Consider the following 12,529-nt stretch of genomic DNA (forward strand, 5'->3'; position numbering starts at 1 on the left):
AAAGTTTCCCTGATTTTGGAAATGCTTATTTTGGTCGCCTTTGATTCAAAGGTGCTGCCGTATCTTTGGCAAAAGATTCGATAATCATGTACACCCAAGACTATGAACAACTTTCTTTTTGTTGCTGCCGAAAATGATGCCATACCCAATTGCAAGGCCGGGGGTATGGGTGATGTGGTTCGTGACGTGCCGAGACAGATTGCTGAAAAAGGAGATAGTGCCCATGTAGTGGTGCCATCTTATGGAAGACTGCATCAGAATGGCAGATTGACAACCACATTGCACGTTGACCTTAGGGGCATTCGTTATGCTGCGGAACTTTATGAGGTGCCACCAAAGAAAGAGTTTCAAAATATTCATCACTACGTGATACACCACCCCGAGATCGAAGCGGGCGGTATTGCCCATATTTATCACGATGATCCGGAAGAACCCTTTTTTACAGACTTCATAAAATATGCTATTTTTTGTACGGCGGTTGCTGAGGCCATTAGAGTGAATGCATTTGGTCAGTTGAATGTCGTACACCTGCACGATTGGCATTCCAGTCTGTTGCTTTTTCACAGAGCATACAGTCGAGATTATTCGAGTCTTCAAAATATCAGATTTGTTTATAGCATCCACAATTTGGCCATTCAAGGCATTCGCCCTTTCGAAGACAACTATTCTTCACTGCAGCATTGGTTCCCTGAGATATCAATAGATTATGAGGGGTTGAAAGACCCCCGCTATCAAGATTGCATCAATTTGATGGCTGTGGGCATCCGATTCGCCGATGCGGTGCACACCGTTTCGCCTTCATATAGGGAAGATGTAATGAAACCAAGCTCACCTCCTGAGTTCATAGGTGGTGAAGGACTGGAAAGAGACCTGCAGAAGGCCAATAAAGAAGGGCGACTTTTTGGTATACTCAACGGATGCAATTATAAAAACATCAACATCGAGTCAAAAGGCCAAATCTATCGAAATACGGTAAAAGCAATTTTCAAATGGCTGCAGGAAGAATCAAAGAAGTACAAGGCAGATTTTTTGGCCCATACAGGAGAAAAAATTATGCAATATGTGGGCAATCGTCCAAAATTCATTGCCTCGAGTGTCGCCCGTTTGACCGAGCAAAAGTTTTACTTCTTCAAACGCTCACCAGAAGCTTTTGAAGAAATATTGCAACGTCTAAAACCCGTTGATGGCATTTTTATTCTGTTGGGCACCGGAGCACCCGAATATGAGAAACTTTTTCGTGAACTGAGTTACAAACATCAAAACTTCATTTTTACCAACGGGCAGTCAGAAAGTCTGATTGATTCTATGTATTTGGAATCTGATCTGTACTTCATGCCCAGTCTTTTTGAGCCTTGTGGCATTAGTCAGATGTTGGCCATGAGAAATGGTACACCCTGTTTAGTACATCATACGGGAGGTCTCAAAGATACGGTAGAGCACATGAAAACAGGTTTCAGTTTCGATGGTAAAACCTTCGACGAAAAAATCACCGATATGTTGGCTGCCTTTGATTTGGCATTGGATGTTTATCAAAACGACCCGACAACTTGGAAAAAAATAAAAGCCAATGCCAAGAGAAAACGTTTCACTTGGAAAAAATCGGTCGACCGATATTATGAAAACCTTTATCAACTGTGAAATTGCAGTATTGGGAACGCCATCTTAAATAATACTTAAAGCACGGTTGAAAATTGTTAAAGCCCTTGCTTTTTCGTAATTTTAGAGTTCGAAAAAATTAACCATTTAAGTCATAAAATGTCAGATAAAGCGATACTCGAATACAATGGGAACAGGTACGAATTTCCCGTGGAAAAAGGCACTGAAAACGAATTGGGGGTCAATGTCAAAACCCTTAGGGGTTTAAGCGGTTTGGTGACCCTTGACCCGGGCTATAAGAACACCGGATCTTGTGAAAGTGCCATTACCTTTTTGGATGGGGAAAAGGGAATTCTGAGGTATAGGGGCTATTCGATCGAAGAGCTTGCTGAAAAAGCTGATTTTCTAGAAGTGGCTTATCTGTTGATTTTTGGGGAGCTTCCCAATAAAGAACAGCTCGAAAAATTCGATGAGGATATTAAGGCCGAATCACATGTCGATGAGGAAATGAAAAAAATCTTGGATGGTTTTCCCAAGTCTGCACATCCTATGGGGGTGTTGTCTTCGTTGACCAGTGCTTTGGTGGCGTTCAATCCATCTTCTGTCGATGTTTCCTCTGAAGAGGCAATGTATAATTCCATCGTTCGCATTTTGGCCAAATTCCCTGTACTGGTCGCATGGACGATGCGCAAGAAAATGGGTCTTCCGTTAGATTATGGCGATGACTCATTGGGTTATGTAGAGAACATTCACAAAATGATGTTCAAAAAGCCCAACAAAGAATACAAAAAGAATAAAATTGTCATCGATGCGCTGGATAAGTTATTGATCTTACATGCCGATCATGAGCAAAACTGCTCTACATCCACTGTACGTATTGTCGGTTCTTCCCATGCTGGGCTTTTTGCATCACTATCTGCGGGCATTTCGGCACTTTGGGGCCCATTGCACGGTGGGGCCAATCAGGCGGTTCTAGAGATGTTGGAAGCTATCAAAGAAGACGGTGGCGATACCAAAAAATATATGGCCAAGGCAAAAGATAAAGACGACCCTTTCAGGTTGATGGGCTTTGGTCACCGTGTTTACAAGAATTTCGATCCTCGTGCGAGAATCATTAAAAAATCGGCTGATGAGGTATTGGGAGATTTGGGCATCGAAGATCCTATACTTGAAATTGCCAAAGGACTTGAAAGAGAAGCGTTGGAAGACGAATATTTCGTTCAACGAAAACTGTATCCCAATGTAGATTTCTATTCAGGAATCATCTATCGGGCCATGGGTATTCCGGTGGACATGTTTACCGTCATGTTCGCACTTGGTCGTCTGCCCGGTTGGATTGCCCAATGGCGCGAAATGCGATTGAGAAAAGAACCTATTGGTAGGCCGAGACAGATTTATATCGGGGAAAACCATAGGCCTTTTGTTTCCCTTAAGAAACGATGAGATAATACTCTAGAATCAACAAGCCCGTTTTCAATGACTGAAAGCGGGCTCTGTTTTTGTAATCGTACTATATTCTATATTTGCCGAAACAATCTGTCACCTATGTTAAAGTTGAATGTCAAGGATGAAACCTCACCGCTAAAAGCGGTGGTCTTGGGTACGGCCGAAAGCAGTGGTCCCGTACCCAAACCAAAAGATGCCTATGACCCAAAATCATTGCAGCATATTTTGGCCGGCACCTATCCGAAAGAAGAAGATATGGTCAGAGAGATGGATGCTTTTGCCCAAGTCTTCGAGAAACATGGCGTGCAGGTTTTTCGCCCCGAAGTACTGAAAGACTGCAACCAAATATTCTCTAGGGATATTGCTTTTGTCATTGAAGATAAACTGATAAAGGCCAATATACTTCCACATAGGGAGGAAGAATTTGAGGCCATTCTACATGTGCTTGAATACATACATCCCGATAATATTTTGTATCCGCCTGAAGAAGTGCATATTGAAGGAGGTGATGTAATGCCTTGGAACGATCATATCTTTATCGGCACCTATACAGGTCACGATTATCCTGATTATATCACTGCAAGAACCAATTGGGAGGGAGTTGAGTATATCAAACAAATGTTTCCGGCCAAAACGGTGAAGTCTTTTGAGCTTCGAAAATCAATCGAGCATCCAAAAGAAAACGCACTGCACTTAGATTGTTGCTTTCAACCTATTGGAAAAGGCAAGGCCATAATACATAAAAATGGTTTTCTGGTAGAAGATGAATACCAATGGTTGGTCGATTATTTCGGAAAAGAAAATGTTTTTGAAATTACCGCTGATGAAATGTACCAGATGTTCAGCAATGTGTTCTCCATTTCCACTGAAGTGGTGGTTTCTGAACGTGGTTTTACCCGTCTCAATAATTGGCTCAGGGATCAAGGCTTTACCGTCGAAGAAATACCCTATGCAGAAATTTCTAAGCAAGGTGGTCTTTTGAGATGCAGCACCATGCCTTTGGTGAGGGAATGACCTTGCTACATGAACAAGGCCATTAATATATCCATTTGAAGGTTTTCAGCTTTTTTACGGATGGGTGATTCCATCATAGTGTTGAAATTGGTTGCGATGAATACGATGGCATCTAGTTCTGGAAGGTAGAGCAACACACAGCCGGCCCCAATGCCACCACCTGAATGTCCGAGGGCATAGGTAACATCCAGATCATAGTACTGTATTCCCAAACCATATCTTTTCTCACCTTCTTCATTAAGCACGAACTCTTGCATTAGTTCCAGTGTTTTTGCCTTTAACAGTTTGCCTGAGACCAAGCCTTTCATGAACAATACTGCATCTTTGGTCGAAGCGACCATGCCATCATCACCCTTCATCGATGATACATTTGCCCTTTGCAGTTTTGAAATGTTTGTTGGTATGCCTTCCTGCAAAACATCCCAATAGGCACCAACCAAGTTGAAATTTTTGTCGATGTTGTTTTTTGATAGGACTTTTGTTGAATCAAGCTTTAGTTTTTTGAATATTTCTTTTTGCATAAAAGCTATATGATCCCCAGTGACCTTATCTGCAATCAGCGATAGCAAAGCATAATTGGTGTTGCGGTATGTATATCTGCTCCCCGGTTCAAAGTCTAGTGTTTTTTTGTCAATATAAGATAGCATTTCAGGTACGCCGAGTACGGTCAATGGATCTTGAATGATTCTCGAAACCAGCAAAGCATCGGTAGTGTACTCTGGAAGACCTGAAGTGTGGTTCAGCAACATTCTTACAGTTATTTTGTCAATGCCGTCTTTTGAGTTGAGCCATTGGTAGTTCACATATTTGGTAATGGGGTCATTCAAGTCGAGTTTTCCCTTTTCGTACAACCGAAGAATGGCTACGGCCATATACGTTTTGGCCACACTCTGCAAATAGAACATATGATCATTGGTCAAAGAAATATTTTCTTCGATATTGGCCACACCTTCGGTATGGGACCAAAATCCGGTCTCTTCACTATAAACTGTAAGGGCAAGGCCGGGAATACCCATATCAATGTATTTTTTGAATACGGTCTTTACCGCTTCCCGTTTCTCACCTGGAAATTCATTTTTCTGCGATTGAAGGGTGCTGGCCATAAGTAATGGTAACATCCAAATACATAATTGTTTCATGATCGGGATTTTTGGTAAATATCGGTTGCATGCCCAATTTTTGAAGGCTTCATCAAGATTCAAAATGATGAAGTGTAGTATTTTTTTGGTTGAATTGTAGCAACTTACGGTTCAGACTTGCTGGACTGTCTTGGCAAACCATTTTTTGAAATCAGGAGCTATGGTACGGCTGACAGTAGATTTTTCCAATTTGCTCCCTATATCGAATTCAACTTCCAATTTTCCGTTGACCTCTTTACGATAACCTTTGATATTCTCTCTTCGAACGATGTATTTTCTATTCAAACGAAAAAATGATTCCTTAGGAAGATGCGGAAGAATTCTGTTCAATGAGCCATCAATAACAAAGTTTTTGCCATTCTTGGTCTGTAAATAAGTGGTTTTATCTTCTACGTAAAAAGTTGAAATATCTTCAAAGGCAATATTTTTTGTGGTATTGCCCAACAGTACTTCAAAACCTGTAGAACGCAGCTTCAACTCTTTTTCACGCAATTTCTGGGCTGTTTTCCATTCATTATGAAAATAAAACCCAATATAGATACCGTTGATCACCAATATCCAGATAAAGAAGATAAACAGATTGTAGGTATAAAATTTAGTTGGCAACGGACCGTCACCAAATAGCCCGTTTATTACTTCTGTTTCTATAATAATGAATCCCTGGGCGACTATATTGGTCACCACTACCTGCCATAGAATTCGTTTGACCAAGGCTTTTTCATAGGGTATTCTTTTGTCCATATATATGATGACCAGACGGATCAAATACCAGGCCACGAACCCGGTAAGGGTGTCGATCGTATAGGTGGTGTAGGTATACCAATCCCATCGAATGGTGGCATAGGTAAGGTGGTAGTTGATGGTATTGATAATGGGGATCAATATCAAAAACAATACAAAATCATTGTATTTGCCAAGATATTTATTGGGCATTATGGCGATTTACCGTTAAAGATACCCCTCTTAATTTTTTGTTACAAAATGACCGGCTTATTACCTACATTTGGACATATTTTTTTGAATTGGAATGCAGATAACCGATAGTATCTTGATGATCAGACCCGTTGGGTTTCGAATGAACGAGCAAACGGCCGTGAACAATTATTTCATGGGGAACATGGATGTTCAAGACCAGACCATAAACACGCGTGCCCAAAAAGAGTTCGATGATTTTGTAGCGGTGCTGAGGGAAAAGGGTGTAAATGTAATAGTCATTGATGATAGAAAGGAAGTCGATACGCCCGATTCGATATTCCCGAACAATTGGGTGTCTTTTCATTCGAATGGAACAGTGGCGATCTATCCCATGTTTGCCAAGAACCGAAGAAAAGAACGTAGAGATGATATCTTCGACATTCTTGAAGAGCAGGGTTTTCGAATCGATACTGTAATGGATTATACTTCTGCTGAAGAAGATGGTGTTTTTTTAGAGGGCACAGGAAGTATTTTGAAAGACCGGGTGAACCAAAAGGCCTATTGTGCCCTTTCTGAACGGGCCGATGAAAAGCTCTTCATTGAGTTTTGCGAAGATTTTGACTGTTTTCCGGTAATTTTTACCGCCAACCAAACGGTCAATGGTGAACGTTTGCCCATTTACCATACCAATGTAATGATGGCCATGGCCGAGACCTTCGTTGTTATCTGTCTTAGCAGCATCGATGATAAGAATGAGCGAAAAAACGTGGTCGACCATATCAAAAAAGACAACAAGGAAATCATTGAGATCACCGAAAAGCAAATGCACCATTTTGCTGGCAACATGTTACAGGTCATCGGTAGTGATGACCAGCGGTTCATGGTCATGAGTTCTGCTGCTTACAATAGTTTACGGCCTGACCAAATCAACGCCATCAAAAAACATTGTGGTATCATTCACAGCCCTCTTGATACTATTGAAACTTGTGGTGGTGGTTCGGCCAGGTGTATGATGGCCGAGGTGTTTTTGCCAAAGCGCTAATTTGTTTCTTCCTTACTGGTGAATTCTCTTATGGCTTGATTGGGCTCCATGATATTATGCCCTTTCCAGAATTCGGGATCATAGTTGGGCATATATGTTGCTTCCACACTTTTGTCTTCGGTAAATGCCTCGAATTGCAATTGGTCGATCAAGGTGTTTTCAAAAACGACAAACTCCCATTTGTTGATGTTCTGCATTCGAAAATCTACATTTAACCGCAATTCGTTCTGCTTTCTGCGACCCTTGACATTTTTGTTCTTTTCAATGACATCAAGTGGTCGATCTAATCGAAACCAGCGGCCAAAGCTGAAATCTGCAAATTTAAGGTCATACCTGCCGTTCGACAGTTTGGCAAAGCGCATGGTGCCCTTATAGAGGGTCTCACGGTAAAAAATGCCCAACAACCTAAAGTTTCGCAGATTTTTTAGGTTTTCAAAGTCGATGCGCATCACTGCAAAATCATCGATATTCACATAAAGCCGGCCTTTAAAATCAGCACCGCCTTTGGGCTTGAAGTCGATGACATACACCCCGGCATCATCGATATCGGTATAACCCATCAGTTCAAATTCGTACTTTCGGGTTTTTTCTATCAAATCGAGTTTACTGTCTTCTTGGTGGTATACCTCTTGCAACAGCTCGTCTAGAATCCATTTTTGGCCGTCGACCAAGCCTGAAATAGTGTCGCGTTGTATTTCTTTTTCGACCACTTCGGCTTCCTCTGATTCGGTTTCCTCCAAAATTTCCTCTACCTGTACCTTTTGGCTGAAAATTCCAGATTTGATTTTTAAATATGAATCTGGTTTTACATTTTTCTTGAACATGGTTTCCATGCGCTTGCCTAAATCTTCAAAAGAGTTGACATCCTTTTTATCATACAATTCGGCGGCTTTCAGCACATTTACCTTAACATCTTTGTTTGTTTTGTAAAAATCGCCCAAGGCCTCTTTATAATGGTACGAATTTCTGGGAATGGCCAACGCGATACTATCGATAAGTTCTTTGTTCAACTCTTCAATGGTCGATTTCTCAAAACCGAAATCTACTTTTTGAATGTTTGCAAATTCTGACTGTCGTAAGAAATACCGCTGTTTTAGGGGCTGATTATTGATGTTTTCAGGAAGTCGCTCCTTCATCTTTTCGATGATTTCGTCAACCTCGAACTGTTTGTCGAATACATAGACCCCACTGAGCTTGATGGCCTTTGGTCTGACCTTAATGATACTGTCTTGAAGTTGGTCAAATGCAAAGCCCATTTTTTCATATCCCATTGATGAAATATAAACGGAGTCCAACGTTTCTGCGGATTCTTCGATGGCAAAACTGAAAAGCCCCTCATCATTGGTTACCACACCTTTGTTCTCACCATACTGTACAGTGGCATAGGGGATGGGCTTTCCTGTTTTTCCATCCACCACTTTTGAAGAAATAATTTGCCCTGAAGCAATACTGCCTATCAGCAAAAAGACTATCGTAGCGAGTTTGAAGTAAGGTGTATACATGCTGGGATTGTATTTAAAAGACGTTTTTCGAAGCTGAACGGTTGCCTGTTTGCCCATGTTTGACGAACGAACAAATCTTTTGTTTCAAAATTTGGACCAAAATTCAATGTTTGGCAATATTTCTGATCATACCACCAAAAATGAAATAGTGAAAAGGCAATATGCTGTACCAGTACAGACGACCTTTCAACCCCCGTGGCCTAAAGGTGGCCACTTGATGTAGTACATTGTCATCATCAATTCGAAATTCTAACCACGCCTCGCCGGGCAACCGCATCTCCGCAAACAGCAAAAGCCGTCTTTTCTTTTTGTCGGCCAGTAAAACCCTCCAAAAGTCAAGTGCATCACCTGGATAAATTCTATCGGGATGGGTACGCCCCCTTCGCAAGCCCACGCCACCGTTCAGCTTATCTAGAAACCCACGAATTTTCCAAAGCCAATTGCCATAATACCATCCGTTTTCACCTCCTATTTTCCAAATGTTCGCAATGGCCCTTTCTGAATCTTCAACCTTCATTTTTTGCTCATCTTTCAACACGCCATATTTTGGTACCTGAATGTATTTTTCAAGGTCATTTTTGATTTGGCCACTTGCAATGCTGTCTTTCCAACTGCTGACCACTAGATTTTGCTCGATTTTTCTGAAGGCCATTGAAATGGCCTCTTGGTAGGTGTGGGTTTTGATATGTAATAACTGTTGAAGTATATCGTCTTTGGCGACCACTTCCATTTTCATACTATCGACTAAGTTCACGGCCAACTTATAAGAGGTAGAGGTCACGAAGTACAACCAGTAAGAAGATAGCTTCGGGGTCATAACGGGTACGGTAACGATCCAGTTTTTGAAGCCACGTACCTTGGCGTATTGCTTCAGCATGTCTTTGTAGGTCAATACATTTGGGCCGCCAATATCGAAAGATTGGTCAAAGGTCTTTTCATTGCCGAGAACACCGGTCAAAAAATTGATGACATCCCTAATGGCAATGGGTTGTGTCTTGGTCAACACCCATTTGGGGGTTATCATCAGGGGAAGCTTTTCACAGAGATCACGAATAATCTCAAACGATGAACTGCCCGATCCCACAATGATACCTGCCCGCAACACGGTGAGGTGAAACGCACCTTGATATAGTATTTCTTCTACGTTTTTTCTTGAAGAAAGGTGCTTCGAAAGCTTTTCATTGTTTACAATTCCGCTCAAATAGATAACCTGTCTTACGTTGGTCTCTTTGAGCAGCGTATTGAATCTTTTTGCTGCTTGGGCTTCCTTCTCATCGAAATCACCGATTGAAGAGGTCATTGAATGAATGAGGTAATAGGCGGCGTCGATGTCTTTGGGAACGGTATTTTCCTTTATATCTTCCAAAAAGTCGATTTCAATGACCTGTATTCTTTTACGGGTTTCCCCATCGATTGAAAATCGTTTTTCGTCACGAACCGCGCAGACTACGTCGTGCCCCTGTTGTAACAATTGGGGCAATAGGCGCATGCCGATATAACCGTTGGCACCTGTCAGTAGAATTTTCATAGATCTTCAATGGAAGTGGGGGCGTTGTCGGCCTTGTGGCCCAACAACTTTTTAAAGAATTTCTGAATGGCCTTTGTATCTGACCGCACCTTGATAAAGTGATTGTCTTTGTAGATGGAATATATGGCAAAATCGCCCTTGTAAAGGCTCAATTTGTAGTAGGGAATGACCAGGGCGTATGATTCCAACAATGATCGAAAGCCGACTATAATGCCTTTGGGGCGCATCTCGATATTGCAACAATCCCGGTTGTTGTCCAATATCAAAAGATTGCGTATTTCTATACTGGCCCCTGTTATTTCGAGTTTTGGTGAACCGATGCCCCCCATTTTTATGCGCTCTTTCAAGGTAAAGGGCTTGCCGACGGCATCATCGATTTTTTGGGTGATTTTTTTATCGGAATATGAAACATTCAGAAGCATGAAATAAAGGTAGTGAAATCACCAAAGCTCTTTCTTAATCCTATCATAAAAGGGTAAAAAAACGTAGTTTTGCTGGCTGAATAAGACATTGATGGATATCCAAAAGGTTTTAGAGGCGAAAGTCAAAGAAGCGGTAAAAGAGCTCTATGGGGCAGCATTACCATCGGTAGAGTTTCAACCTACCCGTAAAGATTTCGAGGGCGATATTACAATAGTGGTTTTCCCCATGCTTCGTGCCATCAAGGGAAACCCTGTGGAGATAGGAACCAATATTGGCAATTATCTTCAAGAAAATGTCGCTGAGGTATCAAAGTTCAACGTGGTCAAAGGTTTTTTGAACCTGGTCATCAGTGATGCCCATTACCTTGAGTTCTTCAATACCATTCAGAATGTGACCGACTTTGGCCATGCCGATCCCGATTCGAAAGATGCCTTGATAGTAGAGTATTCATCACCGAACACGAATAAACCCCTGCACTTGGGCCATATTCGCAATATTCTGTTGGGGTATTCTGTTTCAGAGATTTCTAAAGCTGCTGGCCATAAGGTTTACAAAACGCAGATCATTAACGATAGGGGCATCCATATCTGCAAGAGCATGTTGGCCTGGCAAAAGTTTGGCGATGGTGAAACTCCTGAATCATCTGGATTAAAAGGAGACCATTTGGTCGGGAAATATTATGTGGCCTATGACAAAATCTATAAAGAAGAGGTAGCCGTTTTGATTTCGGAAGGCAAAGACAAGGGAGTAGCCGAAAAGGAAGCCCCTATTTTGCTTGAAGCCCAAGAAATGCTCAGAAAATGGGAAGCGGGCGATGAAGAAACCGTGGCGCTTTGGGAAACAATGAACGGTTGGGTCTACCAAGGCTTTAATGAAACCTATCGAAACCTCGGGGTTGATTTCGATAAGCTATACTACGAGAGCGATACCTACCTTTTGGGCCGCGAGGTGGTCAACGACGGACTCGAAAAAGGGGTTTTCTTCAAAAAAGATGATGGTAGTGTATGGATCGATCTCACCGATGAGGGCCTTGACGAAAAGATCGTGCTTCGCGCAGATGGTACGGCCGTGTATATGACCCAAGATATCGGTACGGCCATTCAACGGGTCAAGGATTTTAATGATATCAACGGTATGGTCTATACCGTGGGCAATGAGCAAGATTACCATTTCAAGGTACTCTTCATCATTTTGAAGAAACTCGGTTATTCATGGGCCGAAAAGCTACACCATTTGAGCTATGGCATGGTCGATTTGCCCTCTGGAAAGATGAAAAGCCGTGAGGGTACGGTGGTCGATGCCGATGATCTTATTGACAATATGGAACAGACCGCCGAAGAAATCTCTGAAGAATTGGGCAAATTGGAGGGCTATTCAGAAGATGAAAAGAGAGGGCTATACCATACCATAGGGCTAGGGGCCTTGAAATACTATATTCTGAAGGTGGATCCCAAAAAGCGGATACTTTTCAACCCAGAAGAATCGGTTGATTTTCAGGGCAATACTGGGCCATTCATTCAATATACCTATGCACGGATCCAATCGATATTACGAAAGGCAGAAAATATCGGCATCTCGACCGTGCTCGACATGACAATAACGCTTCACGAAAAAGAAAAAGAGCTTCTCAAACTTGTGCAACTCTTCCCTGAAAAAATTCAGGAAGCGGCCGATAATTACAGTCCTGCGCTGATTGCCAACTATACCTATGATTTGGTCAAGGAGTTCAATTCGTTCTACCAACAGGTTTCCATCCTTGGAGAAACAGACGAGGAGAAAAGAAACTTTAGGGTTCTACTTTCCAAAAAAGTGGGAGAGGTCATTCAATCGGCTTTCAAATTATTGGGGATCGAGGTACCCGAACGAATGTAGGTTTGTCTATTTATGTAGTTGACATATTCGCTTTTGTATGCATCTTATTCAT

10 protein-coding genes are annotated in these 12,529 nt (G+C 41.9%); 5 read left to right on the forward strand and 5 right to left on the reverse strand.

What is annotated here, in order from left to right:
• Positions 1 to 102: 102 nt before the first annotated feature.
• From L0P89_RS11555 to L0P89_RS11565, 3 genes are all read left to right on the forward strand, one after another.
• A complete protein-coding gene (locus L0P89_RS11555) occupies positions 103 to 1,638 on the forward strand; it encodes a glycogen synthase (RefSeq protein ID WP_235265251.1) in 1,536 nt (511 codons plus the stop codon).
• A gap of 117 nt (positions 1,639 to 1,755) precedes the next feature.
• Positions 1,756 to 3,039 carry a citrate synthase gene (locus L0P89_RS11560; RefSeq protein WP_235265252.1) on the forward strand — a complete coding sequence of 428 codons (1,284 nt, stop codon included), beginning with the start codon at positions 1,756 to 1,758 and terminating at the stop codon, positions 3,037 to 3,039.
• 102 nt (positions 3,040 to 3,141) lie between these two features.
• Positions 3,142 to 4,056 carry a dimethylarginine dimethylaminohydrolase family protein gene (locus tag L0P89_RS11565; RefSeq protein WP_235265253.1) on the forward strand — a complete coding sequence of 305 codons (915 nt, stop codon included), beginning with the start codon at positions 3,142 to 3,144 and terminating at the stop codon, positions 4,054 to 4,056.
• Positions 4,057 to 4,061: 5 nt separating this feature from the next.
• Here L0P89_RS11565 and L0P89_RS11570 read toward each other — a convergent pair whose 3' ends face one another.
• The gene (locus L0P89_RS11570) at positions 4,062 to 5,195 is read right to left on the reverse strand and encodes a serine hydrolase domain-containing protein (RefSeq protein ID WP_235265254.1); all 1,134 of its coding nucleotides are present in this window, start codon (positions 5,193 to 5,195) and stop codon (positions 4,062 to 4,064) included.
• Between the two features lie 111 nt (positions 5,196 to 5,306).
• Positions 5,307 to 6,128, reverse strand: coding sequence for a LytTR family DNA-binding domain-containing protein (locus L0P89_RS11575; RefSeq protein WP_235265255.1), 822 nt, complete (start codon positions 6,126 to 6,128; stop codon positions 5,307 to 5,309).
• A 94-nt stretch (positions 6,129 to 6,222) separates the two neighbouring features.
• On the opposite strand from L0P89_RS11575, the gene ctlX reads away from it, so the two are divergent.
• Complete coding sequence (gene ctlX / locus L0P89_RS11580; RefSeq protein WP_235265256.1) at positions 6,223 to 7,152, forward strand: citrulline utilization hydrolase CtlX; 930 nt, start codon at positions 6,223 to 6,225, stop codon at positions 7,150 to 7,152.
• Here ctlX and L0P89_RS11585 read toward each other — a convergent pair.
• From L0P89_RS11585 to L0P89_RS11595, 3 genes are read right to left on the reverse strand one after another with little or no spacing between them, the layout of a single operon-like run.
• Positions 7,149 to 8,711 (reverse strand): carboxypeptidase-like regulatory domain-containing protein, encoded by a 1,563-nt coding sequence (locus tag L0P89_RS11585; protein ID WP_235265257.1) that lies wholly within the window; start codon positions 8,709 to 8,711, stop codon positions 7,149 to 7,151. The genes ctlX and L0P89_RS11585 overlap by 4 nt on opposite strands.
• Before the next feature lie 46 nt (positions 8,712 to 8,757).
• Positions 8,758 to 10,182, reverse strand: coding sequence for an SDR family oxidoreductase (locus L0P89_RS11590; protein WP_235265258.1), 1,425 nt, complete (start codon positions 10,180 to 10,182; stop codon positions 8,758 to 8,760).
• Positions 10,179 to 10,604 (reverse strand): hypothetical protein, encoded by a 426-nt coding sequence (locus tag L0P89_RS11595; protein ID WP_235265259.1) that lies wholly within the window; start codon positions 10,602 to 10,604, stop codon positions 10,179 to 10,181. Before L0P89_RS11595 ends, L0P89_RS11590 begins: the two co-directional genes overlap by 4 nt.
• 91 nt (positions 10,605 to 10,695) lie before the next feature.
• Between L0P89_RS11595 and argS the strand changes: the two genes are divergently transcribed.
• Positions 10,696 to 12,477, forward strand: a complete 1,782-nt coding sequence (gene argS / locus L0P89_RS11600) for an arginine--tRNA ligase (protein ID WP_235265260.1) — start codon at positions 10,696 to 10,698, stop codon at positions 12,475 to 12,477.
• The last annotated feature ends 52 nt before the right edge of the window (positions 12,478 to 12,529 follow it).

The sequence above is a fragment of the Muricauda sp. SCSIO 65647 genome (genome assembly GCF_021534965.1).
Taxonomy (GTDB): domain Bacteria; phylum Bacteroidota; class Bacteroidia; order Flavobacteriales; family Flavobacteriaceae; genus Flagellimonas_A.